The sequence below is a fragment of the Ferroplasma sp. Type II genome, assembly GCF_000496155.1.
In genome coordinates this window covers 19,929-21,651 of sequence record NZ_KI542738.1, presented here as the reverse complement: position 1 = coordinate 21,651, position 1,723 = coordinate 19,929, and the positions used below count along the sequence as shown (strand labels likewise).

Annotated in this window: 1 protein-coding gene; it reads left to right on the top strand. The window is 40.1% G+C overall.

The window, feature by feature from the left end:
• Positions 1–18 precede the first annotated feature (18 nt).
• The coding region (locus tag AMDU4_RS08775; RefSeq protein WP_290704775.1) for a hypothetical protein at positions 19–1,723 on the top strand (1,705 nt) is incomplete at its 3' end.

Below are 1,723 nucleotides of genomic sequence, written 5' to 3'. Positions count from 1 at the left end.
AAGGAAGCGGACAAATTCGTGGATGAAGTACTTGACCTAATGGAAGTGAACAGAACAAACATTGCGCAGGAGAACAGAATAAGAGAGGTCTTAGAAAGGATACCTAACATAATGATCCTGAAGGACGAAGCACATCACATATACAATTACGAGAAGAGATGGAAGCAGATTCTTATAGACCTTCACAAATCCTTAGAGTCAAAATACGGCAAAGGTTTCAATTCTGAACTGGATTTTTCAGCCACACCCCGCGGCGAGAATGGAGCACTATTCCCATGGCTAATTGTAGATTTCACTCTGAAAGAAGCAATAGAGATGAACATAGTTAAGAGGCCTTTGAAGGGCATGGTTCAGAATGCGACCGAAATAACATCCACCAATGTTGTTGAACGATACAGGGCATGGATCGAAGCGGGTATCAAGAGATGGCAGGAGTACAAAGACGCTCTGACGAAGTTAAATAAGAAACCGATATTATTTTTTCAGTGTCCTGATAACAAGCAGGCTGATCAGTTAAAGAAGTACCTTGATACACTACCTCAGCTCTCAGGCAAGGTTCTTCTAATACATACTGACAGTACAGGGGAAGTAGTAAAATCAGACATCGATGAGGCAAGGAAGTTTGCTCAGACCGTTGATAGTGATGAGAACATCTACGATGCTATCGTTAGTACTATGATGCTTAACGAAGGGTGGGACGTTCGCAACGTGAATGTTATAGTCGGTCTGCGATCTTACACCTCGGAAAGAAATGTTCTTCCAGAGCAGGTTATTGGAAGAGGTCTCAGAAAGATGTTTCCGGACGAGAATGCCAGTGTGAAGGATTTTGTAAACGTTCTGGAGGTTATAGGTCCACCAGGACTGATGCAGATCATAGAAGAGCTGGAAAAGGACGAAAATATAACTTTCGGTACCACGAACCTTGGAAATCCGATCAATGTGACAACAATCTTCGTTGATATGGATAAAAAAGAATTCGATATAGAAATCCCTATTCTAACACCTGCAATAGTTGTCAGAGAATTCGAGATAAATGAAGACATAGTAGATAAAATTCCGTCACTTTCCATAAAATTAGAGAATAAAGTTTTCAAAACAACTTACCAGGCTATAGATATGATCACCGGAACAATACAGGTTGAAAGAAACTGGGATCTACCTGTACCACAAGACGTGAAGAGCGTAATCGCATATTACACCGGAAGGATACTCAACGAACTTAATCTCTCCAACATGTTCGCCGATCTATATCCTATTGTGAGGGATTACATACAGAGAAAACTGTTCGATCAGGTAGTTGATTTAGAAGATCCTAGAGTTCTGTTCCAAATTAGCGATCCAGAAGTTGAAAATAGAATCATAAGAATCTTTGTAGAGAATCTCAAAGATCTTGCCTTTACCGAGAGAGAAGCGAGTAAATTCGATAGAATAATGATCTCTGAGACACAGCCTTTCGTCTGGACAAAGAAAGTTTATCAGGCAAACAAGTGCATTTTCAATTACGTTCCTTGCGATAACGACCTTGAGGTAAACTTTTCCCGCTTTTTAGATTCTGCAGACGACGTTAAAGCATTTTCAAAAAATGCGCCAAAGGTTGGATTTTTCATGGAATACAGAGATTCAAATGGAAATCTTAGGTATTACCACCCTGACTTTATAGTTAAGATGGGGGACAAGTATGTGATTGCAGAGTCTAAAGGAGAAGAGGATGTGGATGTAAAAT